General features: G+C 51.6%; 27 protein-coding genes, 2 pseudogenes and 1 other annotated feature. Of the genes and pseudogenes, 16 read left to right on the forward strand and 13 right to left on the reverse strand.

Annotated elements, in window-relative coordinates; translation table 11 throughout:
- Position 1: 1 nt before the first annotated feature.
- The 5 genes from pduT (at position 2) to OGY06_RS14275 (ending at position 3,521) form a co-directional block, all read left to right on the forward strand.
- Positions 2-556 (forward strand): propanediol utilization microcompartment protein PduT, encoded by a 555-nt coding sequence (gene pduT, locus OGY06_RS14255; protein WP_003030201.1) that lies wholly within the window; start codon positions 2-4, stop codon positions 554-556.
- Positions 556-906 carry a propanediol utilization microcompartment protein PduU gene (gene pduU, locus OGY06_RS14260; protein ID WP_003834168.1) on the forward strand — a complete coding sequence of 117 codons (351 nt, stop codon included), beginning with the start codon at positions 556-558 and terminating at the stop codon, positions 904-906. The genes pduT and pduU overlap by 1 nt, the downstream gene beginning before the upstream one ends.
- Before the next feature lie 4 nt (positions 907-910).
- Positions 911-1,363, forward strand: coding sequence for a propanediol utilization protein PduV (pduV, locus tag OGY06_RS14265; RefSeq protein WP_197385734.1), 453 nt, complete (start codon positions 911-913; stop codon positions 1,361-1,363).
- Positions 1,348-2,562, forward strand: a complete 1,215-nt coding sequence (locus OGY06_RS14270; RefSeq protein WP_003834172.1) for an acetate/propionate family kinase — start codon at positions 1,348-1,350, stop codon at positions 2,560-2,562. The genes pduV and OGY06_RS14270 overlap by 16 nt, the downstream gene beginning before the upstream one ends.
- Before the next feature lie 92 nt (positions 2,563-2,654).
- The gene (locus OGY06_RS14275; protein WP_003834174.1) at positions 2,655-3,521 is read left to right on the forward strand and encodes a GHMP family kinase ATP-binding protein; all 867 of its coding nucleotides are present in this window, start codon (positions 2,655-2,657) and stop codon (positions 3,519-3,521) included.
- Positions 3,522-3,561: 40 nt separating this feature from the next.
- On the opposite strand, the gene OGY06_RS14280 is transcribed toward OGY06_RS14275, so the two are convergent.
- The 7 genes from OGY06_RS14280 to phsA form a co-directional block, all read right to left on the reverse strand.
- Positions 3,562-3,897 carry a DUF496 family protein gene (locus OGY06_RS14280; protein WP_003834176.1) on the reverse strand — a complete coding sequence of 112 codons (336 nt, stop codon included), beginning with the start codon at positions 3,895-3,897 and terminating at the stop codon, positions 3,562-3,564.
- Positions 3,898-4,135: 238 nt separating this feature from the next.
- The gene (locus OGY06_RS14285) at positions 4,136-5,194 is read right to left on the reverse strand and encodes an FUSC family protein (RefSeq protein WP_003834178.1); all 1,059 of its coding nucleotides are present in this window, start codon (positions 5,192-5,194) and stop codon (positions 4,136-4,138) included.
- Between the two features lie 107 nt (positions 5,195-5,301).
- Positions 5,302-5,769 (reverse strand): DNA gyrase inhibitor SbmC, encoded by a 468-nt coding sequence (gene sbmC / locus OGY06_RS14290; protein ID WP_003834180.1) that lies wholly within the window; start codon positions 5,767-5,769, stop codon positions 5,302-5,304.
- Positions 5,770-5,892: 123 nt separating this feature from the next.
- A complete protein-coding gene (gene dacD, locus OGY06_RS14295; RefSeq protein WP_032934491.1) occupies positions 5,893-7,065 on the reverse strand; it encodes a serine-type D-Ala-D-Ala carboxypeptidase DacD in 1,173 nt (390 codons plus the stop codon).
- A gap of 139 nt (positions 7,066-7,204) precedes the next feature.
- A complete protein-coding gene (gene phsC / locus OGY06_RS14300; RefSeq protein ID WP_125112533.1) occupies positions 7,205-7,972 on the reverse strand; it encodes a thiosulfate reductase cytochrome B subunit in 768 nt (255 codons plus the stop codon).
- Positions 7,969-8,547 carry a thiosulfate reductase electron transport protein PhsB gene (gene phsB, locus OGY06_RS14305; protein ID WP_003844270.1) on the reverse strand — a complete coding sequence of 193 codons (579 nt, stop codon included), beginning with the start codon at positions 8,545-8,547 and terminating at the stop codon, positions 7,969-7,971. Before phsB ends, phsC begins: the two co-directional genes overlap by 4 nt.
- 14 nt (positions 8,548-8,561) lie before the next feature.
- Positions 8,562-10,835 (reverse strand): thiosulfate reductase PhsA, encoded by a 2,274-nt coding sequence (gene phsA, locus OGY06_RS14310; protein WP_191222408.1) that lies wholly within the window; start codon positions 10,833-10,835, stop codon positions 8,562-8,564.
- 399 nt (positions 10,836-11,234) lie between these two features.
- Between phsA and sbcB the strand changes: the two genes are divergently transcribed.
- Positions 11,235-12,659 (forward strand): exodeoxyribonuclease I, encoded by a 1,425-nt coding sequence (sbcB, locus tag OGY06_RS14315; RefSeq protein ID WP_003834187.1) that lies wholly within the window; start codon positions 11,235-11,237, stop codon positions 12,657-12,659.
- 58 nt (positions 12,660-12,717) lie between these two features.
- On the opposite strand, the gene plaP is transcribed toward sbcB, so the two are convergent.
- From plaP to OGY06_RS14330, 4 genes and pseudogenes are all read right to left on the reverse strand, one after another.
- On the reverse strand, positions 12,718-14,079 hold the full coding sequence (gene plaP, locus OGY06_RS14320; RefSeq protein ID WP_003834188.1) for a putrescine/proton symporter PlaP: 1,362 nt from the start codon (positions 14,077-14,079) through the stop codon (positions 12,718-12,720).
- Complete coding sequence (gene yoeI / locus OGY06_RS23235) at positions 14,069-14,131, reverse strand: membrane protein YoeI (protein ID WP_099045591.1); 63 nt, start codon at positions 14,129-14,131, stop codon at positions 14,069-14,071. Before yoeI ends, plaP begins: the two co-directional genes overlap by 11 nt.
- A 162-nt stretch (positions 14,132-14,293) precedes the next feature.
- A pseudogene (locus OGY06_RS14325) lies at positions 14,294-15,278 on the reverse strand (LysR family transcriptional regulator).
- A 41-nt stretch (positions 15,279-15,319) separates the two neighbouring features.
- Entirely contained in the window at positions 15,320-16,144 is an 825-nt protein-coding gene (locus OGY06_RS14330; protein ID WP_003834190.1) for an SDR family oxidoreductase, read from the reverse strand.
- Between the two features lie 174 nt (positions 16,145-16,318).
- On the opposite strand from OGY06_RS14330, the gene hisL reads away from it, so the two are divergent.
- The 9 genes from hisL to hisIE all read left to right on the forward strand — a co-directional run bounded on the left by hisL (position 16,319) and on the right by hisIE (position 23,671).
- Positions 16,319-16,366 carry a his operon leader peptide gene (gene hisL, locus OGY06_RS14335; protein ID WP_100250077.1) on the forward strand — a complete coding sequence of 16 codons (48 nt, stop codon included), beginning with the start codon at positions 16,319-16,321 and terminating at the stop codon, positions 16,364-16,366.
- Positions 16,342-16,464, forward strand: a sequence feature (His leader region). It overlaps the preceding gene by 25 nt.
- Before the next feature lie 45 nt (positions 16,465-16,509).
- Positions 16,510-17,409 (forward strand): ATP phosphoribosyltransferase, encoded by a 900-nt coding sequence (hisG, locus tag OGY06_RS14340; RefSeq protein WP_003834191.1) that lies wholly within the window; start codon positions 16,510-16,512, stop codon positions 17,407-17,409.
- Positions 17,410-17,536: 127 nt separating this feature from the next.
- Complete coding sequence (gene hisD / locus OGY06_RS14345; protein WP_063940463.1) at positions 17,537-18,841, forward strand: histidinol dehydrogenase; 1,305 nt, start codon at positions 17,537-17,539, stop codon at positions 18,839-18,841.
- Positions 18,838-19,917, forward strand: coding sequence for a histidinol-phosphate transaminase (gene hisC / locus OGY06_RS14350; RefSeq protein ID WP_164562624.1), 1,080 nt, complete (start codon positions 18,838-18,840; stop codon positions 19,915-19,917). The genes hisD and hisC overlap by 4 nt, the downstream gene beginning before the upstream one ends.
- Entirely contained in the window at positions 19,914-20,981 is a 1,068-nt protein-coding gene (hisB, locus tag OGY06_RS14355) for a bifunctional histidinol-phosphatase/imidazoleglycerol-phosphate dehydratase HisB (protein ID WP_164562623.1), read from the forward strand. Before hisC ends, hisB begins: the two co-directional genes overlap by 4 nt.
- The gene (hisH, locus tag OGY06_RS14360) at positions 20,981-21,571 is read left to right on the forward strand and encodes an imidazole glycerol phosphate synthase subunit HisH (protein WP_001103544.1); all 591 of its coding nucleotides are present in this window, start codon (positions 20,981-20,983) and stop codon (positions 21,569-21,571) included. Before hisB ends, hisH begins: the two co-directional genes overlap by 1 nt.
- Entirely contained in the window at positions 21,571-22,308 is a 738-nt protein-coding gene (gene hisA, locus OGY06_RS14365; RefSeq protein WP_164562622.1) for a 1-(5-phosphoribosyl)-5-[(5-phosphoribosylamino)methylideneamino]imidazole-4-carboxamide isomerase, read from the forward strand. Before hisH ends, hisA begins: the two co-directional genes overlap by 1 nt.
- On the forward strand, positions 22,290-23,066 hold the full coding sequence (hisF, locus tag OGY06_RS14370) for an imidazole glycerol phosphate synthase subunit HisF (protein WP_000880132.1): 777 nt from the start codon (positions 22,290-22,292) through the stop codon (positions 23,064-23,066). Before hisA ends, hisF begins: the two co-directional genes overlap by 19 nt.
- Positions 23,060-23,671, forward strand: coding sequence for a bifunctional phosphoribosyl-AMP cyclohydrolase/phosphoribosyl-ATP diphosphatase HisIE (gene hisIE, locus OGY06_RS14375; protein WP_000956425.1), 612 nt, complete (start codon positions 23,060-23,062; stop codon positions 23,669-23,671). Before hisF ends, hisIE begins: the two co-directional genes overlap by 7 nt.
- A gap of 54 nt (positions 23,672-23,725) precedes the next feature.
- On the opposite strand, the gene wzzB is transcribed toward hisIE, so the two are convergent.
- On the reverse strand, positions 23,726-24,709 hold the full coding sequence (wzzB, locus tag OGY06_RS14380) for an LPS O-antigen chain length determinant protein WzzB (RefSeq protein WP_063940466.1): 984 nt from the start codon (positions 24,707-24,709) through the stop codon (positions 23,726-23,728).
- 158 nt (positions 24,710-24,867) lie between these two features.
- On the opposite strand from wzzB, the pseudogene OGY06_RS14385 reads away from it, so the two are divergent.
- Positions 24,868-25,163 (forward strand): annotated as a pseudogene (locus OGY06_RS14385) (protein CapI); the annotation flags it as partial.
- Between the two features lie 60 nt (positions 25,164-25,223).
- Here OGY06_RS14385 and ugd read toward each other — a convergent pair.
- Positions 25,224-26,390, reverse strand: a complete 1,167-nt coding sequence (gene ugd / locus OGY06_RS14390; RefSeq protein ID WP_063940468.1) for a UDP-glucose 6-dehydrogenase — start codon at positions 26,388-26,390, stop codon at positions 25,224-25,226.
- Between the last annotated feature and the right edge of the window lie 117 nt (positions 26,391-26,507).

The following is a 26,507-nucleotide window of genomic DNA, read 5'->3' on the forward strand; positions in this document are numbered from 1 at the left end:
CATGTCTCAGGCTATAGGGATTTTAGAACTCACCAGCATTGCCAAAGGAATGGAAGCTGGCGATGCCATGTTAAAAAGCGCGAATGTGAATTTACTGGTCAGCAAGACCATCTGCCCGGGAAAATTTCTACTCATGCTCGGTGGTGACGTAGGAGCCGTACAACAGGCGATTGCCACTGGAACATCTCTTGCTGGCGATATGCTCGTTGACAGTCTGGTACTCCCCAACATTCATGCCAGCGTACTCCCCGCAATCAGCGGACTAAACAGCGTGGATAAGCGTCAGGCTGTTGGTATTGTCGAAACATGGAGCGTTGCTGCCTGCATCTGCGCCGCCGACCGGGCGGTTAAAGCCTCCAACGTCACGCTGGTACGCGTCCATATGGCATTTGGTATTGGCGGCAAGTGCTACATGGTCGTTGCTGGCGATGTATCCGATGTGAATAACGCGGTGACGGTTGCCAGTGAAAGTGCGGGTGAAAAAGGCCTGCTGGTTTACCGCTCGGTCATACCCCGCCCGCATGAAAGCATGTGGCGACAAATGGTGGAGGGATAATGGAAAGACAACCCACCACGGATCGAATGATTCAGGAATATGTACCTGGCAAACAGGTCACGCTGGCGCATCTTATTGCTAATCCAGGTAAAGATTTGTTCAAGAAACTGGGATTACCCGATTCGCTTTCCGCAATCGGTATTCTGACCATTACCCCCAGCGAAGCCTCAATCATCGCCTGTGATATCGCCACGAAATCCGGGGCGGTAGAGATTGGTTTTCTCGACCGGTTTACCGGCGCGGTGGTACTGACGGGTGATGTTTCTGCCGTTGAGTACGCACTGAAACAGGTAACCCGAACGCTGGGCGAAATGATGCGTTTTACCGCGTGTCCCATCACCCGGACGTAATCTCATGAAACGTATCATGCTAATTGGCCCCAGCCAGTGCGGTAAAACGTCGCTCACGCAGTGCATGCGGGGAGAGGCACTTCACTATCAGAAGACCCAGGCCATAGTCTGGTCTCCTACGACAATAGACACGCCGGGTGAATATCTTGAGAACCGCTGCCTGTACAGTGCGCTGCTGGTCAGCGCCTGTGAAGCAGACATTATTGCGCTGGTACTCAATGCTGACGCGCCGTGGTCACCATTTTCTCCCGGTTTTACCGGACCAATGAACCGACCCGTTATTGGCCTCGTTACCAAAGCCGATTTAGCCAACCCGCAGCGTATTTCTCTTGCGGAGAGTTGGTTAGTTCAGGCTGGTGCGCAAAAAGTATTTGTCACCAGCGCGCTGGAGAATACCGGGGTCGATGAGATGTTCATTTTTCTGAATGCAAAGGAACCTTCATGTCTCACAAAATAATGGCCATTAATGCAGGTAGTTCCTCGCTTAAATTTCAACTACTGGCGATGCCGCAGGGTGAAATGATCTGTCAGGGGTTGATTGAACGCATCGGTTTGTCTGATGCGCAAGTCACCCTAAAAACGCCAGCGCAGAAATGGCAGGAGACTTTGCCCGTAGCCGATCACCGTGAAGCCGTAACGTTGCTCCTGGAAAAACTGCTCAACCACCACATTATCAGCAGTCTGGATGAGATCGACGGCGTGGGCCATCGCGTCGCGCACGGCGGGGAATCCTTTAAAGACTCAGCGCTGGTAACTGATGAAACGCTGGCAGAAATCGAGCGCCTCGCGGAACTGGCTCCTCTGCATAACCCGGTCAATGCGCTGGGGATCGCGGTATTCCGCCAGCTATTGCCCAAAACGCCAGCCGTTGCGGTGTTCGACACCGCCTTTCATCAAACGCTTGATGAGCCTTCTTTCATCTATCCCCTGCCCTGGCGTTACTATGCAGAGTTGGGTATTCGTCGCTATGGTTTTCATGGTACCAGCCACAAATACGTTAGCTCACAGCTTGCTGAAAAACTGGGTGTACCACTCAGCGCCCTGCGCGTTGTTTGTTGTCATCTGGGCAACGGCAGCAGCATCTGCGCCATCAAAGGCGGACAATCGGTGAATACGTCAATGGGCTTTACGCCGCAGTCTGGCGTGATGATGGGCACGCGAAGTGGCGATATCGATCCGTCCATTTTACCGTGGATTGCCCTGCGAGAAGGCAAAACACCGCAGCAGCTCAACCAATTGCTCAACAATGAGTCCGGATTGCTCGGTGTTTCTGGTATCTCACCTGACTACCGCGACGTTGAACATGCCGCAGATACGGGCAATCACCAGGCTGCGCTGGCGTTGACGCTTTTTGCTGAGCGCATTCGTGCCACCATTGGTAGCTATATTATGCAGATGGGCGGTCTGGATGCCCTGGTGTTTACCGGTGGTATTGGCGAAAACTCCGCACGGGCGCGCGCTGCGATCTGTCGTAATCTGAATTTCCTGGGTCTGGCCGTTGATGAGGAAAAAAATCAGCGTAATGCCACCTTCATTCAGACGGAAAATGCGATGGTCAAAGTAGCAGTGATTAATACCAATGAAGAGCTAATGATTGCGCAAGACGTTATGCGTTTAGCGATATCTGAAACTGTGACATTGGGCATTCCTGCATAATACTGCCGCACCGCAAATTGCGGCAAATCATGGTAATAGCGCGATCGCCATGACACTATGCGCCGAGGATTGCTGATCACATAGGTGAAGACGTGGCTGTTGCGCAATGTCCCGCATCGTGCGGAGAACTTATCCAGGGCTGGATACTGGGCAGTGAGAAATTGGTCTCCTGCCCGGTTGAATGGTATAGCACCGTTGAGGTCACTTCAGGTTCACCGCTGACAGATGAACGTCCACTTTCGCGGGCGATGGTTGAGAGGTTATTGCTGCACTGGCAATACCCGGCACAAATGAGTCAGGATATTCGAATTGATGTCCAGTCAACCATTCCTGTCGCTAAAGGGATGGCCAGCAGCACAGCGGATATCGCCGCCACGGCAATCGCCACGGCGCAGTATCTGGGGCATCAGCTAGACGAATCCACTCTGGCGCAGCTTTGCGTTTCGCTGGAACCTACCGACAGCACCGTTTTCCGCCAGCTTACGCTGTTCGATCATAACGACGCCTCCACGCAAATTGCCTGTGAAGCCCAGCCTCAACTCGATCTGCTGGTTCTCGAAAGTCCGGAAACCTTGCTTACTGCTGATTATCACCGTACGCCACGCCAGTCAGGATTACTGGCAGGCGCTCCAGCGCTGAAACGCGCATGGGAAAAGGTACAGGAAGCCTGTATCAGTCAAAATCCCTATCGGATGGGTGAAGCCGCCACGCTGAGCGCGATCGCCAGCCAGTTGCTGTTACCTAAACCAAATTTTGATTCACTTTTAGCGCTGGTAGAAGAATGTGATTTATACGGTGTCAACGTTGCGCACAGTGGCAGCGTAGTCGGTCTGATGCTCGACAGAAAGCGTCATGATGTGGACTACATAAAATGGATGCTGACGCAGAAAAAATTGACGGAGCACTGGCCGGAACAGCATTTGTTGCGGATGGTAACTGGCGGGGTCGAACTGCAATAAGGGCCGCCGCTAAGCAGCGACCCGAACAAGCATAAAATCGTTACTCGGCTTTCGCTTCGCCGTTTTTCACTTCGCCCATCGCTTTCAGCTTTTTAGAGATGTCGCGGCGCTCTTTAGAGATCTCAGCGTTTTTGATGATGTAATCATCAACACGATCTTCATAATCGCTTTTCATGCTGGCGATAATGCCCTGAATCGCTTCCACGCTCATTCCAGGCTTGATGTAGTCACTCAGGTTGTCCAGCAGCAGAACACGTTTCTGGTTGTCACGGATCTTTTTCTCAACGTCCTGGATTTCACGTTGCAGTTTGTTTTTACGACGGAACAGACGAACAAATTCCAGCACGTCCTGGAAAGAAGGCTTGGTAGTTTCCATTTTTACACCCCTGATAATGTGAGATTCGGATTCGTTAAAACAACGGCTAAAGTGGGTCAACATTACTTTCATGCCCGCCATACTTCAAGTTGCATCTGCATCGACCATGCATGGTTGAAACCTGAATTATCGAGGGTAAAGCCATTGCAGTTACCAATGGTTTTAGCCTTTTTCAGTATCATACCTCTAATCGTTGCTGAATCGAAGCAGCAGTAGAACCAATCCCCTCATCTGCTCTTTATTTGCGCAGCGCGCGACAGATCAAATGAGAGAGCAACTCCAGCTGTCGCGCCATTTCCATATTTAGCCAAACGTAGCCGTGAATGGGCGTTTCAGCGACATTATCGCCCTTATGCTCAGCAATAAGCTGACGTAACTCCACCACGGTGTCATTGAGTTTTTCCGTATTGGCAAGCACCGGTTGTGGATTACCTTCATACAATGCGTGGGTTATCGTCAGTAGCGCCTGTTGTGTCCTGAGCTGGGTTTCACGCAAAGTGTGCGCATTCAACATGACAAAGTGGCTGGTACGGCTGGCCCAAAGCGCATTGATTTGCAGCTCAAGCATGCAGACCAGGTTACGATTAACCGTTTGAATAGCTTCAAAGATTGATTTTTGAATGTGGGTTTCCTTGCTCGCGGGGACGATGAGCCCACGCATTTTGACAACATCGCTTAAAAGCTGTTGTAAATGCTTCTCCAGTCGCGGTTGCTCCAGCAGGTTGGGAGATAGCGCAGCCTGATACACCCGATTGTACCCCGTTACACAATGCGCCAGTTGAATTCGCCAGTGTATAAATGCCCGCTGCGGCCAGATACCGGTAAACAGCATTGCCAGTAATGAACCCAAAATAACATCGCCACCGCGCCATAACGCTGTGTTCATATCTCCAGCGGGGGCACCCACAACGACCGCAAGCGTTATACCAATCAGCAACGCCTGATACGGCCTTTTACCCAACGCCAGCCAGCCGCAGAGAAACATCGCCACCGCGCACCATATCAGCATTAGCGGAAGTGAAAAGAGCTCCAGACGAAGGGCCACCAGCCCAAGTACCGATCCCAGAATTGTCCCGCCAATACGCTCAAACGCTCTGGGGACAACGTTCCCCCAAAAGGAAATAGGCCCCATGATTACCACCAGCGTAATCAGAGGCCATGTACCTTCAGGAATGTTCAACAGGCGAACCAACAGAAAAGTAAAAAGAAACGCCAGCGCAATGCGAACACCATGCACCACACGATAATGACGATACAAACGAATTTCAAAAGGACTCAGTGACTTATCTGCACGCACTCATGCACTCCGTCAGGGAATTGCAAAGAACAGAATTGTACCTGTTTTTTGAGTGAAAACATCACCCTGATGACCAAGACATTCATCCTGATTTACACCAAAAACAGTTACTTCGACTGTACCGGCACGTACATTTCAATGTCCCAGTAGCCGTCCTCCATGCCATTGTTCATATAAACTTCAAAGCAGGGTTTAGCGGCTATCGCATACGTCGAATCCTGCAGCAGGCGCTCAAAGAACTGATACCACGGCGTCGCGAAGTCATAATTTTCAACGCGCGCAACGGCGATAGCATAGTCGCCCCCCGCCAGTTCGGTCTGGATCACCCCTTCGCTGTTTTCTGGGATCTCAAAACCTTCAGGCACAGACACCACGGTATCACAACGCAGTTTTTCCGCCGGAACAACGTCAGGATTGTCGTAATAAACGGCTATCCATTCCAGCGGTACGATCTGCTTACCATCAACCCACATCATTAACTGCTCGAAACCCTGCTTTACCGTTTGTTCCCACGGTCCAACCATATGGAAACCAGCAATTATGCGTTTCTCGACCTGCTTTATCTCGTACTCCATATAACCTCCGCTATTACACTGTATTTATATACAGTGTAATTTTTAGGTATGACGGCCACAAGGAATCAGTGATTATTATGTGAGCAGATTCGCACTCTTGCCAGTCAGGCACATCAGGAAAAACTACGCCTTGTGGTGGAAGTAATCGCTCAAACGCGAGAAGACGCCGCCTTCGTTGACAGACTCCAGCGTAACCAGAGGCCAGTGCGCCACCAGTTTATCCCGATCGTAGAGTTCAATTTCCCCCACACGTTGATGGGCAGCAATGGGGGCAACCAGTTCTTTCTTATCAAGAACATATTTTGCCTTGATATTAGCGACTTCGGCTTTAGGCAGGGCCATCCAGAAATCCTGCTCTGTGCCAAGGCTAATTTTTTCTTTATCGCCATACCAGATCCGTTCAATACCAACTTGCTTACCACTACGTAAAACCTGCACGGTATCGAAGTTCTGTTGTCCCCATTGCAGCAGTTTTCGCGCCTGGTCTTCACGCCCTTTCGCACTCTCCGCCCCCATCACAACCGCAATCAGGCGGCGCTGCCCATCAACGGCAGAAGCAATCAGGTTGAATCCAGCGCCGGAGGTATGTCCTGTCTTCAGACCATCGACGTTCATGGTTTTATCCCACAACAAACCGTTACGGTTTTGCTGCGTAATTCCGTTCCAGGTAAGGCTTTTTTCACTGTACATATGGTAGAAATCCGGCTCTCCATGGATGATAGCTCTCGACAGCACAGCCAGATCGTAAGCTGAGCTATGCTGACCTGGCGCATCCAGACCATGTACCGTTTCAAAATGCGTGTCCCGCAGGTTCAGCTTTTGCACATAGTTGTTCATCATCGCGACAAACTGCGGCTGCCCTCCGGCGATGTAATCCGCCAGCGCCACACAGGCATCATTACCGGAATCAACAATTAACCCGCGACTCAGATCGCGCACAGAAACGCGATCCCCTTCTTTCAGGAACATTAAGGACGAACCGACGAATACCGGATTATCTTTCGCCCAGGCATCTCGTCCTACAGTGACAATATCTGTCGGACTAATACGCTTGCTGTCGATTGCGCGATCGACAACATAGCCGGTCATCAGCTTGGTCAGGCTGGCAGGGTTGCGCTGCTGGTGTTCATTTCCGGCTGTCAGGATTTGGCCCGTGGTGTAATCCATTAATACCCACGCCCCGGCATTAATTGCTGGAGGCTGTGGAGCGAAACTGGCGACGTCGGTCGCATACGCGGGCGAAAAAATCATCGCAAATAGTGAAGCGGCAATAAACAAACGGCGTTTCAACAGCATGTCCTCAGGAAATGGAGAAATAGCCGTTCTTTTTACGGAAGTTCTGGCGAACAAACATGGATAAATTGCAAGAAAATGTGACATAAGGCACATTTTCTTGCTGTAAGGATAGGATTTCAGATATCAACCACGTCTGGCGTTACCCTTTGCGAGGTGCTGTCTCTGCGTGATGGCTGCGATGACGATGATAGCCATCTATCATGCTGCGGAAAATCTGCCCCGGAGTGTCACCCAGCGTGCACAGGTAAATATGTGCACAGATGAACAGTAAGCCGACAATCGCCAACACCATATGCAGCACCAGCATCACAGGCCCTGCCCCTATTACCTGCGGGTAGAGGCATAACAACCCGGTGATGATTAGCAGCGGAACCAGCGCATACATGATGGCCAGATAAGCCAGCTGTTGTAGCGGGTTAAATTTACTCTCTGCCGTTGCGGCAAACGGGTGTGGTTCCCCCTTCATGATACCATACAGATAAAAGCGCGTTTGCAACAAGCAGCGTGATATCAACCCGTTAAACTTCACCCGGTAATGACAACCGTTGCCGCTGGTTGCGTTGATTAGCACAAAACCAACCCAGAAGGCCAACAAGGCGAAACCGCACCAGGTATGTACCTGCACCATCAATGCCACCGGTCCGACAGAGAAGTGCCCAAACAGGCCGCTCAGCAAAAGCAGGATAAAAAGCAGCGCATTACCCCAGTGCCAGCGGCGAACTGCCAGCGAATAGAGGTAATCCCGATGTTCTTCTCCGGTTGCCGTTTTGGGTGCCAGCATCCGACGTAACAGCGCGTGCATAACCAGGCCCGCAATCATCAGCACAATAACAACGCCTGCATAAATGAGCCACAGCGGCCAGTAGTCCGGCGCATAGTTAAGCTCTGCTCCCCAGATAGAATTCATGCTTTACCCTCCTGATGGATCTCTTTACGCCGATAAACACTCACCGGGCCGCTACGCGTATCCTGCTGGCGATAAACCTCTTTTTGATTTATCCAGTGCTGAATTTCCGGGTCGTCGCGACGACCAAATTTCAGCGCATCCGTCGGACAAACGGAAACACAGGCGGGCGATTGTCCTGTCTCCAGTCGCGTATCTGCGCAGAAGTTACATTTGTCGGCAATTCCCGTTTGCGGATTGAGATAACGGACGTGGAACGGACAAGCGGCAACGCAGTAGTCACAGCCAATACAGCGAGACTTATCCACTTGCACAATGCCATTTTCGTCGCGAAATGACGCACCGGTCGGACAAACGCTGACACACGGCGCATCTTCACAATGCTGACAGGAAACGCGAACAAACTGGAAGTGGGACAGCACCTCGGGTTCATGTTCGGGTGAACGGATCTGCACCTGTAAGCGGCTAAATCCCTCTGGCACATCATTCAAAACTTTGCAGGCAACCGTACATGCCTGACAGCCGATACAGCGTTTCTCGTCATGCAGCATGACATAAGGGTTTGTAGATTGATTCATGATGTTCTCCTTTCTCATGCCCGACGAAGCGTAACGCCAGCGGTGTGGACTACCGTACCGGAAACCGGACTGGTAACATGCGGAAGCAAATTACCGCAGTGAATACCGTGCGTTGTCGCTGCGGTTTTGGCTCCCGCCTTGGCGCCAAATCCCATATAAACAAACAGCGTATCGGGCCGAATTCCGGCGGTGACCAGCGCTTTACCTTTTTCCTTGCCGGTCGCATTTTCCAGCCAGATGTCATCACCGCTTTTGATGCCTTTTTCACGGGCCGTTTGCGGGTGGATCCACACCGCGTTATCCCACATCAACTCGCTAAGCAGTGGCACATATTGCGTCGCACCGTTGGTATGAACCGCCACTTTTCCCTGGATAAAATAGAGTTCACTGTCGCCTTTGAGCGCAAAATTGCGCGCGCGCGGAATACCGTAGCCAGGCAGGAGCGTTTCCAGCTCTTCGGAATAGAGTTCAATTTTTCCTGACGGAGATTTAAAGCGCAGTTGCTCGCCATAGGTACCGTCGCTGTCAACCGCCACCGCGCCCGGATAGCGTTCCACAAACTGACGCACCGCTTCAGGTTCACGCAGCAGCAACGGAATCCCCCACTCCCGGTACCCTTTCTGACGCAATTCAGCAGATAGCGCATGATCGCCATTAAGCTGGTACAACTGACGCGTTTGCATATCCTGCCATGGGTAGAATTGGCCAAGGCCTAACTGCACGGCCAGCTCTTTCCAGATTTGCCAGCTCGGACGCGCATCACCAATAGGCTCCACTACCTGTTGGCGCAGGGCATAGGCTGGATTCAGGCCCGACATGTCTGAAACTTCTTCATCGCGCTCAAGGTAAGTACATTCAGGCAAAAGGTAGTCGGCATACGCCGCGCTTTCGCTTAAATAGACATCACAACTGACCACAAGGTCGAGCTGTTCAACGGTTTTGACCAGATCCGGTCGACAGGTAACGGTTTGGAAAGGGTTGTGTCGGGACATAATCCATCCCTTCACCGGATAAGGCGTCTGGTTTAACACAGCATCAATGATGCTTTGCACCACACCACCGCCCGCCGCGATGTACTTAAACTGCGGGGCTACCAGATCGATACGCTGCGCCGTTGGCTTGGGTAATTTGACATCGGGTTTTGCCAGCACCGGAGCGACCTTCTCGCCAGCCAGCTTATTGTAAGTTGCCGCCGCTTTTTTCTGATACAAACCGCCTTCACGCTCAATATTGCCAAGCAGCACATTGAGGGTAAAAATCATGCGCCGCATATCAATTTCTTCTTGCGAAAACGTCGCTCGATGGCCCGGACTGACGATGGCATGAGGCGCGCAGGCGGCCATTTCGCGGGTGACCCGAACAATGACATCAGCAGGCACATCCGCGAGCTGCTGCGCCCATTCCGGCGTGGTCTCTTGTACCGCTTCTGCCAGTTGCTCAAACCCCGTGGTGTAGCGCGCCACAAAGTCTGCGTCATACAGATTTTCATTGATCATGACGTGACACATGGCCATCAGCACCGGTAAATCGCCGCCCGGTTTGAGCGCATGCCATTCATCCGCCTTGCTGGAGAATACGGACAAACGGGGATCGAAGCTGACCATCTTCGCACCCTTCTCCTGCGCGGTCATCAGCTCATGCGTATCAGCAACCTCGATCCCTTCATAGAGGTTATGGCCAAAAGAGACCATATAACGGGTATTGGCGATATCCATGGCTAAATCACCACCCATCATAACTTTAGCGGCAATGGCTTTACCGGCAGGACACGTTGATGCGTGAGTAAAGGTATTCGGTGACCCGAAAGCCGTCGCGAGGTGGAATAAATGGCCAGACAGCGAGCCGGATTTAGACGAGAAGACGACTCCCTGGGGACCATATTGCGTTTTTATTGCCGTCATTTTTTCGGCGATTTCTTTATACGCCTGTTCCCAGCTAATAACCTGCCAGTCACCGCTCCCGCGAGGTCCTGTGCGTTTCATGGGTTTAACAATGCGATGAGGGTCGTTGACCAGGCTAACGCCGCTGCCGCCGCGAGCGCAGACACGTGTCCCCTGCTGTGGCGCATTAGGGTTTCCCTGAATAAAAACCGTTTTATTATTAATCACCTGAGCCTGAATTGGGCAGCGAAAAGAACACATCTCGCACAAACTTGGCGTCAGGGATGTTTTCCCTTTGATACTCTCCGGAGAATTTCGTGCCAGTGCCCCGGGCGGGAAACTGCCTATCGCACAGGCTGAACAGCCTATACCCACTCCTCGCAAAAAATTACGCCGACTAATGCTCATATAACCTCCTGTTATTAGATATATCCAATAATTATATGGCGTTTAGATTATTTATTTTTTACATCAATCACATTTCATTACAATGCATGACAGCGAATTGACATAAATAAAAACCCATTGTTTATAAAAGATTTTTAAAGTTTCCAGAACACAAAAAAGAAGAGGAAAATAACAATAATGGTTATCAGTTAGATTATTTACAAACCCGCAACTTCAAGATATTTTATTTCCGTAATTTATTTTAACAGTGCGAAATTTATTAATTAATTCTATTAATGCCCTGTTTATCTCAATTTTATTGCGTGCACAATCCAGCTTCGATAATGCCATGGCTGATTATCTCGCTATTTTTTGGTATTCTTGAACCAGCGCTAAATTGATCCCGGACATAACTGAACAATGAATGACGGCAAGCAGCAACCTGGTTTTCTCTTCCACGACTACGAGACCTTTGGTACCCATCCGGCGCTGGACAGACCCGCGCAATTTGCGGCTATCCGCACAGATAATGATTTCAACATCATCGGTGAACCAGAAGTCTTTTATTGCAAACCCGCGGACGATTATCTGCCGCAGCCTGAGGCGGTGTTGATTACGGGTATCACACCGCAGGAAGCACGTGAAAAGGGAGAAAATGAAGCCGCTTTTGCTGCACGCATCCACGCCCTGTTCACCGTACCGAAAACCTGTATCCTGGGCTATAACAACGTGCGCTTCGATGATGAGGTGACGCGTAACATCCTGTATCGCAATTTCTACGATCCCTATGCATGGAGCTGGCAGAACGATAATTCGCGCTGGGATCTGCTGGATGTGATGCGCGCCTGCTATGCCCTGCGCCCTGAAGGCATTAACTGGCCGGAAAACGACGACGGCTTACCCAGCTTCCGCCTGGAGCATTTGACCAAAGCCAACGGTATTGAGCATACCAATGCTCACGATGCGATGGCGGACGTATACGCCACAATTGCAATGGCGCAATTAGTGAAGTCGCGCCAGCCGCGTCTGTTTGATTATCTCTACAGCCATCGTAATAAGCACAAGCTGGCCGCGTTGATTGATGTCCCGCAAATGAAGCCGCTGGTCCATGTCTCTGGTATGTTCGGCGCATGGCGCGGCAACACCAGCTGGGTAGCGCCATTGGCGTGGCATCCGGAGAATCGCAACGCGGTTATTATGGTCGACTTAGCCGGTGATATTTCGCCGCTGCTCGAACTCGACAGTGACGCCCTGCGCGAGAGGCTTTACACGTCTAAAGCGGATCTGGGTGATAACCCGGCCGTACCGGTTAAACTGGTGCACATCAACAAATGCCCGGTACTGGCACAGGCGAATACCCTGCGTCCGGAAGATGCCGACCGTCTTGGCATTAACCGCCAGCACTGTCTGGATAATCTCAAAGTTCTGCGCGAAAATCCGCACATACGCGACAAAGTGGTTGCGATCTTTGCAGATGCAGAACCCTTTACACCATCAGATAACGTAGATGCCCAACTTTATAACGGCTTTTTCAGCGATGCTGACCGTGCGGCGATGAAAATCGTTCTGGAAACCGAACCACGCAATTTACCGGCGCTGGATATCTCCTTTGTCGATAAGCGCATTGAAAAACTGTTGTTTAATTACCGTGCACGTAACTTCCCGGGAACGCTGGACGAAGCAGAACAGCAACGCTGGCTGGACCATCGCCGCCAGGTATTCACACCGGAGTTTTTGCAAAATTACGCCAATGAACTGCAGTTATTGAGCCAGCAGTATGCGGATAACAAAGAAAAGTTGATGCTGCTGAAATCACTCTGGCAGTATGCCGAAGAGATTGTATAAGTCCCACGCATAAAAAAACGGAGAACATGTCTCCGTTTTTTTTAGTTAAATGCCGTTATTACGCGACATCTTCATCGTACTGCGGCACCGGGTTGCGGAAGCTTTTGGTCACACAAGCCAGGTAAATCAGACCAATACCGGCCCAAATCAGACCCAGAACCATTGAGCTCTCTTCCAGGTTAACCCACAGCGCACCAACGGTCAACGCACCGCACATCGGCAGGAACAGATACTGGAAGTGGTCTTTCAGCGTCTTGTTACGCTTCTCACGGATCCAGAACTGGGAGATCACCGACAGGTTAACGAAGGTAAACGCCACCAGCGCACCAAAGTTAATCAGCGCCGTCGCCATCACCAGGTCGAAGTTGATTGCCAGCAGAGCAATCGCACCAACCAGAATGATGTTCATAGACGGAGTACGCCATTTCGGGTGTACATAACCGAAGAAACTTTTCGGGAACACGCCGTCACGCCCCATCACGTACATCAGACGCGCTACGCCTGCATGCGCCGCCATACCGGACGCCAGTACGGTAATGGTAGAGAAAATCAGCGCGCCAACCTGGAAGAACTTACCGGCGACGTACAGCATGATTTCAGGCTGTGAAGCGTCTGGATCCTTGAAGCGCGAGATATCCGGGAAGTACAGCTGCAACAGATAGGTGGAGACGATAAAGATCAGGCCACCAATCAGCGCAGTCAGGAAAATCGCACGCGGGATCACGCGCTCAGCGTCTTTGGTTTCTTCTGACAGGTTGCTGATACCGTCAAAACCGGTGAACGAGAAGCACAGGATGGTAGCGCCTGTGATCATCGGGATCACGTGTGCATCACCTGACCAGAACGGACGGCTGCTCGCCAGCGTACCGGCACCTTCCCCTTCGAACACGCCATAAACGACCATGCCGAGGATCACTGCAATCAGCACCACCTGCAACAACACGATTACGGTGTTGAAATTCGCAACGGATTTAAGGCTGCGCAGGTTAAAGGCTGTCATAAAGGCCACCAGCGCCACCACGAATATCCATGACGGTATCGACGGCACCAGGGCTTCAAAATAAATTTTTGCCAACAGAATGTTGATCATCGGAGCGAACAGGTAGTCCAGCAGTGATGACCAACCCACCATAAAGCCAACGGTCGGGCTAATGGATTTCTGGGCGTAAGTGTAGGCAGAGCCTGCAGACGGATAGCGACGCACCAGTTTACCGTAGCTCAGTGCGGTAAAGAGGATGGCGATCAGTGCAAAGGCGTAAGCTGTCGGGACGTGACCATCGGTCATTCCTGATACGATACCGAATGTATCGAACAGCGTCATCGGCTGCATATAGGCAAGGCCCATCATGACAACCGGAACCAGCGTAAGCGTTTTACGTAATTCCACGCGAGAGGTGTTTGGAGTAGCGTTATGCGACATGGTTATCCCCCATTACGGCGAAAACCGTCGCGTAAGCAAAAAATTGCCCCATTTTTTGTTAATCCTCAGCGACAACAACTGTCGATTTTTAAGTAAGTATCTATCCGGTACGAAGCCCGGCCTCTTTTATGAATGATTGGTTTGATGCAAAAAAATAACCGACGCGTATTAAAACGTCGGTTAATGTCATTTTTTGCAAGCGGCGTATTTTGCACTAAATTGGGGAGAAATAACAAGAGATTGAAGTAGCCACAAAAGAATATTTTTTCTTAACTGATTGATTTATCAGCAGCCGTTTTCACATACACCCCTGCAATAGCACTATTTGCTAAAATTTCATCCCGCCACCAGGCACTGGCCAACCCGGCGGTCTGTTCATTCCAGCCTATCCACACGGGTTCAAAGACAATTTGTGCGACCACTTTTTTCTCAATCAGTGCGCCGCTCTCCAGAAATCGCTGCGCCAGGTAGCGCGGAATATAACCACATCCCAGACCGCTGATTTGCAATTCCAGCTTGGTTTTGAAGTCAAAAACGGTAATAGCTTCCTGATCGTCAAGCACCTGGGAACCTGAGACGTTGGCATGCTGCGCATTGTCGCCCACCACAATGGCGCGAAAACGGCGAATGGTACGACGATTTAACGGTTCCTGTTCCTGCGCCAGCGGGTGATGCGGCGCAACCACAAACACCTGTTCCAAAACTCCCAACCGTGCAAAACCAAATTCGCTCGCTGCAGGGGGTTCATGCATGGCGCCAACGATAATATCCGCCCGGCCCTGAATGAGGGCATCCCAGGAGCCGCCCAGCACGCCATTGATAAATTTCAGGCGCGTCACGCTGTGGTGTTGATAGAAAGATTCGATGAGTGGGGCCAGCAGTGAAAAGGGAAACGTATCATCTACGCCAATAACCAGTTCATTCTCCCAGCCTTCGTGAAGTTTAATCGCCTGTTTTTCGAGTTCACGAACGGTGTGCAGCACCTCCCTCCCCTTTTCCAGCAGCATCTGTCCGGTGCGGGTGAACTTAGCCCGGTGTCCGCTGCGATCGAGTAGCTGAATATTAAGATCGCTTTCCAGCTTATGGACCGTGTAGCTAAGTGCAGACGGCGTCTTAAACAATTTTGCCGACGCCGCCGCGAAACTGCCCTCTTTTTCTAATGCATCGAGGATGATAAGAACGTCCAGCAGTGGTTTCATACTCGCCCCCTGGCGGTATACAGCGGCACTCTGCTGGATTGTCACTCCATTGGCATCACCAGCGGGTCGGGATACTGGTACTCAAACCCAAGCTCATTACAAATACGGTTGCCATCAATGACTTTACCTTTACCGTTATCCGTACCGCCGCGAAATTCCGGCGGCTCCATCCCCAACTGGCGGGCCATCTGCGGATAGAACACGTTACGCGCCGGATGCATAGGCGCACATATATTATAGATGTGTCCCCCTTTAGGCGCTTGCAGCAGTAACGTGATGGCAGAAACTACATCGTCCAGATGCACCAGATTGACGCCATGATGTCCGTCAGGTGCCGTCTTGCCAGCGAAGAAGCGACCAGGATGTCTTCCCGGACCGACCAACCCGGCCAGACGCAAAATATCCACCGACGTACCTGGCAAATTGTGCAACCAGTCTTCAAGTTCTTTCAGGACACGACCGCTCGCCGTGACCGGATTACGCGCCGTTCCCTCTTTCACTGTTCCTTGAACGTCACCATAGACTGACGTCGAACTGGTAAAAATAATTCGTGGGATGCGGTACGCCAGCGCACTGTCCACCAGTTCCTGCATTGCCTGCAGGTAAAATGCCTCCCCGGGACCGCTACGGCGTGCAGGCAGCGTAATGACCAGCGCATCGGCGTCCATCAGTGCATCGAGATCGTCAGCCTCACAGACCAGTTCAGGTTCCAGGCGCAGCGAGTAACTCTCGATACCGCTCATGCGGGCCGCTTCCACCCCATCCAATGTGGTTTTGCTGCCGGTAACCTGCCAGCCTCTCGCCGCCAGCGACATGGCTAACGGCATGCCTAACCAACCTAACCCGACAATTGCGACCTTTTTCATGCCTTCTCTCCTGACTTTTGGCCTATAACGCAAGGCTACGCCAGCCCACGGTGGCTGACAATTCATAGTATCAATATGAAATGAATTAATGATCAAAAAAAGCCCTTGCTTTCCGTAGCTAAAGTGGTTTAGGTTAAAAGACATCAAATGAATAAACATTCATCGAGAAAATTTATGACACGCGCTCAATTCAAACACCATCATCACCATCATCCTGACTAGTCTTTCAGGCGATGTGTGCTGGGAGACATTTAAATCTTCCAGCGGTGCATGAGCGTATGAGAAAGCCCCCGGAAGATTTCTTCCGGGGGCTTTTTTTTGTGCGTGACCCAAACTGATTCAGACAGGATAACGAGGAATAAAGAATGTTAGACAACACCCGTTTACGCATAGCTATGCAGAAATCAGGCCGCTTAAGCGATGATTCACGCGAATTACTGGCCCGTTGCGGCATTAAAATTAATCTTCACACCCAGCGCCTGATTGCGATGGCGGAGAACATGCCGATCGATATTCTGCGCGTGCGTGATGACGATATCCCAGGTCTGGTGATGGACGGCGTCGTTGACCTCGGCATCATCGGGGAAAATGTTCTGGAAGAGGAACTGCTCAACCGCCGGGCCCAGGGTGAAGACCCTCGCTATTTTACCCTGCGCCGTCTGGACTTCGGCGGCTGCCGTCTTTCGCTGGCAACCCCGGTTGATGAAGCCTGGGATGGCCCGGCAGCGCTGAACGGTAAACGTATCGCGACCTCTTACCCACACCTGCTCAAACGTTATCTCGATCAGAAAGGAGTTTCGTTTAAATCTTGTCTGTTAAACGGCTCAGTAGAAGTCGCTCCCCGTGCGGGTCTGGCTGATGCGATTTGCGATCTGGTGTCCACCGGCGCAACGCTTGAAGCCAACGGTCTGCGCGAAGTAGAAGTGATCTACCGCTCTAAAGCCTGTCTGATTCAGCGCGACGGCGAAATGGCCGAAGCCAAGCAACAACTGATCGACAAACTGCTGACCCGTATCCAGGGGGTTATTCAGGCCCGTGAATCCAAATACATCATGATGCACGCGCCGAGCGAGCGTCTGGACGAGGTCATCGCCCTGCTGCCCGGCGCAGAGCGCCCTACCATTCTGCCGCTGGCAGGCGACCAGCAGCGCGTTGCCATGCACATGGTCAGCAGCGAAACCCTGTTCTGGGAAACAATGGAAAAACTGAAAGCGCTCGGTGCCAGCTCAATTCTGGTGTTGCCGATTGAGAAGATGATGGAGTGATCTGTTGCCTGATAGCGCTTCGCTTATCAGGCCTACAAGAATTGTCACAATTATTGATATTACGGGTCTTGTAGGCCGGATAAGGCAGCGCCGCCATCCGGCAACACCCGATGATGGAGTAACGACCATGAGCTTCAATACCCCGATTGACTGGAATAGCTGTAGCCCTGAGCAGCAGCGCGAACTGCTGATGCGCCCGGCAATTTCCGCCTCTGAAAGCATCAGCCGTACGGTGGCCGAGATCCTTGAGAACGTCAAAAATAACGGCGACCGGGCGCTGCGTGAATACAGCGCAAAGTTCGATAAAACCGAGGTTGGCGCGCTGCGCGTGACCGAGGAAGAAATCCAGCAAGCCAGCAGTCGCCTGAGCAACGAGCTAAAACAAGCGATGCAGGCGGCGGTGAGAAATATTGATACTTTCCACACCGCGCAGATCCTGCCGCCGGTGGATATCGAAACCCAGCCGGGCGTGCGTTGCCAGCAGGTTACCCGCCCTATCGCTTCCGTGGGCCTGTATATTCCTGGAGGTTCAGCGCCGCTGTTCTCTACCGTATTAATGCTGGCGACCCCGGCGCGCATCGCTGGCTGTAAAAAAGTGGTGCTGTGCTCACCGCCGCCGATTGCCGATGAAATCCTCTACGCCGCGCAGCTGTGTGGCGTAAAAGAGGTGTTTAATGTGGGCGGCGCGCAGGCCATTGCCGCGCTGGCGCTGGGCACCGAATCTATTCCTAAGGTCGATAAAATCTTCGGGCCAGGCAATGCATATGTGACCGAAGCCAAACGCCAGGTCAGCCAGCGTCTTGACGGCGCGGCCATCGACATGCCTGCTGGCCCGTCCGAAGTGCTGGTTATCGCCGATAGCGGCGCGACGCCGGACTTTGTTGCCTCTGACCTGCTTTCTCAGGCAGAACACGGCCCCGACTCGCAGGTTATTCTACTGACGCCAGACGCTACGCTTGCCGAAGGCGTTGCCAAAGCCGTTGAACGCCAGCTCGCTGAGCTTTCCCGCGCTGAGACCGCACGTCAGGCACTCTCCGCCAGCCGCTTAATCGTGGCGAAAGATCTGGCGCAGTGCGTTGAAATATCTAACGCCTACGGTCCGGAACACCTGATTATTCAGACCCGCAACGCGCGTGAACTGGTTGATGAGATCACCAGCGCCGGTTCGGTGTTCCTCGGCGACTGGTCGCCAGAATCCGCAGGCGACTATGCTTCTGGCACCAACCACGTTCTTCCGACCTACGGCTATACCGCGACCTGCTCAAGCCTTGGGCTGGCTGATTTCCAGAAACGGATGACCGTACAGGAATTAACCCCACAAGGTTTCTCTGCCCTGGCCTCAACCATTGAAACACTGGCCGCTGCTGAACGACTGACTGCCCACAAAAATGCCGTCACCCTGCGCGTTAACGCCCTGAAGGAGCAAGCATGAGCACTGACAACTTTCTCAGCGTCACTGATTTAGCCCGTAAGAATGTTCGCGAATTAACGCCCTATCAGTCTGCCCGTCGTCTCGGTGGTAACGGCGATGTCTGGCTCAACGCGAATGAATACCCCACTGCCGTGGAGTTCCAGCTCAGTCAGCAGACGCTGAACCGCTACCCGGAGTGTCAGCCGAAAGCGGTGATTGAGAATTACGCGCAGTATGCTGGCGTCAAACCGGAGCAGGTGCTGGTCAGCCGCGGCGCAGATGAAGGGATCGAACTGCTGGTGCGCGCGTTTTGTGAACCCGGTAAAGATGCCATTCTCTACTGCCCGCCGACTTACGGCATGTACAGCGTCAGTGCCGAAACGATTGGCGTTGAGTGCCGCACCGTTCCGACCCTTGAGAACTGGCAACTGAATTTGCAAGGCATCGCGGACAAGCTTGATGGCGTGAAGGTAGTCTACGTTTGCAGCCCGAACAACCCAACCGGTCAGCTGATAAACCCGCAGGATCTGCGTTCACTGCTCGAAATGACGCAGGGTAAATCTATTGTGGTCGCTGATGAAGCCTATATTGAGTTTTGCCCGCAGGCCACGCTGGCAGGCTGGCTGTCTGAGTATCCGCATCTGGTGATATTACGCACGTTGTCCAAAGCGTTTGCGCTCGCCGGTTTACGCTGCGGGTTTACGCTGGCGAACGAAGAGGTTATCAATCTGCTGTTAAAAGTGATTGCCCCTTACCCGCTCTCTACGCCGGTGGCAGATATCGCCGCCCAGGCGCTGACGCCGCAAGGGATTTCCGCCATGCGTAAACGCGTAGAGCAGATCCTGGAAGAGCGTCAGTATCTGGTAGATAACCTGAAAACAATTCGCTGTGTAGAGCAGGTATTCGATTCTGAAACCAACTATGTTCTGGCGCGCTTCACCGCATCAAGTAGCGTATTTAAATCTTTGTGGGATCAGGGCATTATCTTACGAGATCAGAATAAACAACCTTCGTTAAGCGGCTGCCTGCGAATTACTGTCGGAACCCGTGAAGAGAGCCAGCGCGTCATTGACGCCTTACGTGCGGAGCAAGTATGAGCCAGAAGTATCTTTTTATTGACCGTGATGGAACCCTGATTTCCGAACCGCCAAGTGACTTTCAGGTCGATCGCTTTGACAAACTCGCCTTCGAGCCGGAAGTTGTTCCCGTTTTACTGAAACTGCAAAAAGCAGGTTTTAAGCTGGTTATGATTACCAACCAGGATGGACTCGGAACCCAGAGTTTCCCACAGGCTGATTTTGACGGTCCGCATAACCTGATGATGCAAATTTTCACCTCTCAGGGCGTGAAGTTTGATGAAGTATTGATCTGCCCGCACCTGCCAGCGGACGAGTGTGATTGCCGTAAGCCAAAAGTGAAGCTGGTTGAACAGTATCTGGTTGAACAGGCCATGGATATGGCGAACAGCTACGTCATTGGCGATCGGGTGACCGATATTCAGCTCGCTGAAAACATGGGCATTAGCGGATTGCGTTACCATCGCGACACCCTAAACTGGGCGATGATCGGCGAGCAGTTGACCAAACGTGACCGCTACGCACACGTTGAGCGTAATACAAAAGAAACGCAGATTGACGTCAAAGTCTGGCTGGACCGCGAAGGCCGCAGCAAAATCAATACTGGCGTTGGCTTCTTTGACCACATGCTGGATCAAATCGCCACCCACGGCGGTTTTCGCATGGAGATTGCCGTCAAGGGCGATCTGTATATAGACGATCACCACACCGTTGAAGATACCGGTCTGGCGCTGGGCGAAGCCTTAAAGCTGGCGTTAGGCGATAAACGCGGCATCAACCGTTTTGGTTTTGTACTGCCAATGGATGAGTGCCTGGCACGTTGCGCGCTGGATATCTCCGGCCGCCCACACCTGGAGTACCGCGCGGAGTTTACCTACCAGCGCGTTGGCGATCTGAGCACGGAGATGATCGAACACTTCTTCCGTTCACTCTCCTACACCATGGGCGTCACCCTACACCTGAAAACCAAAGGCAAAAATGACCATCACCGTGTGGAGAGCCTGTTTAAAGCCTTTGGCCGTACGCTGCGTCAGGCGATTCGTGTAGAAGGCGACACGCTGCCCTCTTCAAAAGGAGTGCTGTAATGAACGTGGTGATTCTGGACACCGGCTGCGCCAATCTGCACTCGGTAAAATCCGCCGTCGCACGCCACGGATATGATCCCGTTGTCAGCCGTGACCCGGACGTGGTGCTGCGCGCCGATAAACTGTTTCTGCCGGGCGTCGGCACCGCGCAGGCGGCTATGGACCAGTTGCACGAGCGCGAACTGATTGAACTGATTAAAGCCTGTACGCAACCGGTACTGGGGATCTGTTTAGGTATGCAACTGCTGGGCCGTCGCAGCGAAGAGAGTAACGGTGTCTCACTACTGGGCATTATTGAACAGGACGTCCCGAAGATGACCGATTTCGGTCTGCCGCTGCCGCATATGGGCTGGAATCGCGTCTATCCGCAGGCGGGGAACCGTCTGTTCCAGGGCATTGAAGATGGTGCGTATTTCTACTTTGTACACAGCTACGCTATGCCGGTAAACCCGTGGACCATCGCCCAGTGCAATTACGGCGAACCGTTTACCGCGGCAGTACAAAAGGACAATTTCTTTGGCGTACAGTTTCACCCGGAACGTTCGGGCGCGGCTGGGGCACAGTTGCTGAAAAACTTTCTGGAGATGTAATGATTATTCCGGCATTAGATTTAATCGACGGCACGGTGGTGCGTCTTCATCAGGGCGATTACGCTAAGCAACGTGATTACGGCAACGATCCTCTCCCCCGTTTGCAGGATTATGCAGCCCAGGGTGCTGAAGTGCTGCACCTGGTTGATTTAACCGGCGCGAAAGACCCGGCACAGCGCCAGATCCCGCTGATCAAAACGCTGGTCGCTGGCGTCAACGTTCCGGTTCAGGTTGGCGGCGGCGTGCGTACAGAAGCAGACGTGGCGGCGCTTCTTGACGCAGGTGTGGCGCGCGTGGTGGTGGGTTCGACGGCGGTAAAATCCCCCGAGATAGTCAAGAGCTGGTTTGCCCGTTTTGGTGCCGACGCGCTGGTACTGGCGCTGGACGTTCGTATTGACGAGCACGGTAATAAACAGGTTGCAGTCAGTGGCTGGCAGGAAGATTCCGGGGTTTCACTGGAAGAACTGGTTGAGACCTATTTATCCGTCGGCCTGAAGCACGTGCTGTGCACCGATATCTCCCGCGACGGCACGCTGGCCGGCTCAAACGTCGCGCTGTATGAAGAAGTGTGCGCAAAATACCCGCAGGTGGCATTTCAGTCATCTGGCGGCATTGGCGGAATCGAGGACGTAGCGGCCCTGCGCGGGACCGGAGTTCGCGGCGTGATCGTCGGACGCGCCCTGCTGGAAGGAAAGTTCACCGTTGAGGAGGCCATTCAATGCTGGCAAAACGCATAATTCCTTGTCTGGACGTCCGTGACGGGCAGGTGGTAAAAGGCGTCCAGTTCCGCAATCACGAGATTATTGGTGACATCGTCCCGCTGGCAAAACGCTATGCCGATGAAGGCGCAGATGAACTGGTGTTCTATGATATCACCGCTTCCAGCGATGGCCGCGTAGTGGATAAAAGCTGGGTATCACGCGTGGCGGAAGTGATCGATATCCCGTTCTGCGTAGCTGGCGGCATTAAATCCATCGACGATGCGGCGCGCATTCTCTCCTTCGGGGCGGACAAAATCTCCATCAACTCCCCGGCGCTGGCCGAACCGGAGCTTATCACCCGTCTGGCGGACCGCTTCGGCGTGCAGTGCATCGTGGTGGGCATTGATACCTGGTATGACGCCGACACTGGTAAATATCATGTAAATCAGTATACCGGAGATGAAAGCCGTACCCGCGTCACGCAGTGGGAAACACTGGACTGGGTGCAGGAGGTCCAAAAACGCGGCGCGGGCGAAATCGTCCTGAACATGATGAACCAGGACGGCGTACGTAACGGTTATGACCTGGAACAACTGAAAAAAGTACGTGACGTTTGCCACGTCCCGCTGATTGCCTCCGGTGGCGCGGGCACCATGGAACACTTTCTCGAAGCCTTCCGGGATGCCGACGTTGACGGCGCGCTTGCCGCCTCCGTCTTCCACAAACAAATTATCAATATTGGCGAATTAAAAGCGTACCTGGCAACACAGGGCGTGGAGATCAGGATATGTTAACGAAGCAACAATGCCGCGAGCTGGACTGGGAAAAAACCGACGGACTGATGCCAGTCATCGTGCAGCATGCGGTTTCCGGTGAAGTATTGATGCTGGGTTATATGAACCCGGAGGCGCTGGATAAAACGCTCGAAAGCGGCAAAGTAACCTTTTTCTCGCGGACCAAGCAGCGCCTGTGGACCAAAGGAGAGACCTCCGGTCACTTCCTGAATGTGGTGAGCATTGCGCCTGACTGCGACAACGACACCCTGCTGGTGCTGGTTAACCCGATTGGCCCGACCTGCCATAAAGGCACTTCAAGCTGCTTTGGTGACGCCAGCCACCAGTGGCTGTTCCTGTATCAGCTGGAGCAACTGCTGGCCGAACGTAAAACCGCTGACCCAGCCAGCTCCTACACCGCGAAACTGTATGCCAGCGGCACCAAACGCATCGCACAGAAAGTGGGTGAAGAAGGCGTAGAAACCGCGCTGGCCGCGACGGTGAACGACCGTTTTGAGCTGACAAATGAAGCTTCTGATCTCATGTATCACCTGCTGGTGCTGCTGCAAGACCAGGATCTCGACCTGACGACGGTGATTGAGAATTTACGCAAACGTCATCAGTAAGTTGCAGATATGAAAAACCGGGCACTGCCCGGTTTTTTGTTGTCAACTTTAGACTTACTCAGCTTTGGCTTTGTAACCACGCAGAGCATTTCGCCCCAGCACCACGCCTGCACCAATCATCCCACCGAGCAGAACCGCCAGCACGAGGGTAATCGCTTTTTTCGGGCTGTCACGACGAATCGGTAACGTTGGTTTCATCACATAGCGGTAGGCGTGTAACTCAGCCCCTTCAAGCTTAAGGCTTTCGATATCCAACAGCTTTTGTTTGGTCTGGAAGTAGTTATCAGACAATATCAAAGGGCGTGTAGATTCGTGCTCAATCATGGACTTCAGGGCATCACTACCCAACAGGAACATACTGTCCTGCGTCACATCCTGCGTCTGCTGAATTTGCGGCTTAATCACCCCGGCCTGCTCTGCATAACGCAGCGCTTCCTGAATTTGCTTAATTCGCAGATCTTTTTGCTCCTGAGCGACCACTTCCTGAGTTTTCAGAGAGTCTTGCAACGTGGTTGTTTGCAACTTGATATTATCAACCAGGTCAAGCTCCAGCTCTTTAGCAACCTTTTCATCTGTTTGTTGAATGTATTCGGCGAGCTGACGCTGAGCGTCTTCTGGTGAGCTACCCACATAAGAAACCGCCAACGGCAGCGGTTGGCCTTTAACAGATTGTTCAATTGACAGTTTCTGTGGTTCTTCCTGATTATCAAGCGTTTCAGCCAATGCAGAGAGAGAAGTACTGAAACGACCAACCACGTTTGTCTGCAGTTCAGTAGCCTTGGGGGCGCTGACACCATACAACACATTGAGGGCGTTGTTATATGTGGCGATCTGACCAACATCCGGTTGAGTAATAATGGCTGTTGAGGTCCATTTCTCCTTAGCAACTGCCAGATAGCCCACAGCAAGCACTATGGCAATAACAATCGCGATAACGATTGTTACTTTCCCACGCCATAACTGTACCAGTAAATCAATCAGATCAATCTGTTCCGGATCGTGACTGCGCCCGGACATGTTGTTATCACTTACAGACATAGAAACCCTAGATAAGGAAAGACTTAAACTGGGATTAGTTTAGCTATAAATTGAGGCAATGCCATAGGATTAATGATAAAAAAATCAAATTGTTTCAGGGATTTTGATTGGTTTTTCAAACACTACTGGAATACGATACGTTTAAAAAGTGGACTGATGCAGACACGCAATGGACCGTAGTGACGCGCAAGCCCGCGGCCAGCATGCGCCCTATCAGGTCGACAATATCGGCAATAGTTAACCGGTTGAGCTAATGGACTATATCCAAGCTCTGGAAGATGCACTGAGTATTGAAGCGAAGAAAAATATGCTACCGCTACTGCCAGGTGATGTGCTGGAAACCAGCGCGGACACTAAAGCACTGTATGAGGTAATTGGTTTTAAACCTGAAACCACGATAAAATATAGGGTGAAGAACTTTGTTGACTGGTACCGTGATTTCTACAAAATTTGATTACTGGCCTGATTAAAATAAAAAAGGCCTTATATTAAGGCCTTTTTTATGGAGACGAGATTAATCACTACCAAACAAATCGCGGGTATATACTTTTTCTGCAACATCAGCTAATTCTGACACCATGCGGTTAGAAATAATAATGTCTGCTTCATTTTTGAACGTATTAAGATCACGCACTACCCGAGAGTGGAAAAATTCGTCCTCTTCTACGACAGGTTCGTAAATAATCACGGGCACGCCCTTTGCCTTAATGCGCTTCATGATGCCCTGAATGGATGATGCACGGAAATTATCGGAACCGCTTTTCATAATTAAACGGTATACGCCAACTACTTTAGGTTGACGGGCAAGAATAGAGTCTGCAATGAAGTCCTTACGCGTACGGTTAGCATCAACGATTGCGCCAATAATGTTATTCGGCACAGAAGCATAATTCGCCAACAGCTGCTTAGTATCTTTCGGTAGACAGTAGCCGCCATAGCCGAATGACGGATTGTTGTAGTGATTACCGATACGCGGATCCAGGCACACTCCTTCAATAATCTGTCGTGAGTTCAGACCAAGGCTTTCGGCATAGCTATCCAGCTCGTTAAAGTAGGCCACACGTAACGCCAGATAGGTGTTAGCAAACAACTTGATGGCTTCGGCTTCAGTCGAGTCAGTAAATAAGGTCGGGATATCTTTCTTCACCGCCCCTTCCAGCAGCAACCCGGCAAAGCGCTCGGCACGTTCAGAACGTTCACCAATAACAATACGGGACGGATGCAGGTTGTCGTATAGAGCTTTACCCTCACGCAGGAATTCAGGGGAGAAGATGATATTATCTGTTCTATATTTTTGACGCATTGATTGAGTAAAACCGACAGGAACTGTCGATTTTATTATCATTATGGCATCTGGATTTATTTCAATAACATCCCGTATGACTGACTCGACACTGCTAGTATCAAAGTAATTAGTTTTAGGATCGTAGTCTGTTGGGGTTGCAATAATAACAAACTCTGCACTCTGATAAGCGTAGTATTTATCTAGTGTAGCTTCGAATTTTATATCTTTTGATTGCAGATACTGTTCAATTTCTTGATCAACTATCGGAGATATCCTATTATTTAGCATCTCGACACGTGAGGGAACAATGTCCAGAGCAATGACCTTATGATGTTGGGCGATAAGAAGACTATTTGACAGACCAACATACCCAGTACCAGAAATGGTGATTTTCATTTCATGCTCTCAGTATTATCTTAATATTTAATCATGATGCCGTACATCTTGATAAGAGGATAATGTTTTAACTTTTTTTTGAATATCATGTCAACGAAGGTTAAAACAATTAAGATT

Source organism: Citrobacter sp. Cpo147, assembly GCF_030332405.1.
Lineage (GTDB): Bacteria > Pseudomonadota > Gammaproteobacteria > Enterobacterales > Enterobacteriaceae > Citrobacter > Citrobacter portucalensis.